General features: G+C 63.5%; 1 pseudogene. It reads right to left on the reverse strand.

Annotated elements, in window-relative coordinates:
• Nucleotides 1-523: pseudogene (locus A7X77_RS31770) on the reverse strand (alpha-D-ribose 1-methylphosphonate 5-triphosphate diphosphatase); the annotation flags it as partial.

Raw genomic sequence — 523 nt, forward strand, 5'->3', positions numbered from 1 at the left:
CGCGCCCATCAACGTCCAGAGGCCGCGCCGGCGGGCCTCTTCGGCTGCAGGGGCGGTCACCGGAAACTCGCTGATGGTGACGCCGAGGTCATGCATCTCGGCCACCTTCTCGACACTGTCATCGTCATGCGAGGCGAGCGACAGCTTGTGTTTCAGCGACAGCGCGACGATCTCCTTCAGCTTGGCTTCGATCTCGGGATTGTTGCGCATGGCGATGCGCTTGGCGACGATCTCGGCGGCCATTTCCTCGGAGATGGCGCGGCGCTCCGAAATGCTGAGGATGTAGCTCTGCAGGTTGTTGTACTGGCCCTGGCCCGGCGTGTGGTCGGTCAGCGAAACCATGTCGATCTGATCGGCATTCAGCAGGCGCTCGAGTGCGGGGGCGGCGCCGACATTGGTGATTTCATAGCGTGCATGGACGCGGTGGTCGATCAGGAGATCGTCGCGCAGCCGGTTGATGCCCTCGATTACGGCCGATGTCGTCTCCAGCGAGCGCACGTGACCGTAGACGCTTTCGGTGGCG

The sequence above is a fragment of the Rhizobium bangladeshense genome (assembly GCF_001662075.1).
GTDB lineage: Bacteria > Pseudomonadota > Alphaproteobacteria > Rhizobiales > Rhizobiaceae > Rhizobium > Rhizobium bangladeshense_B.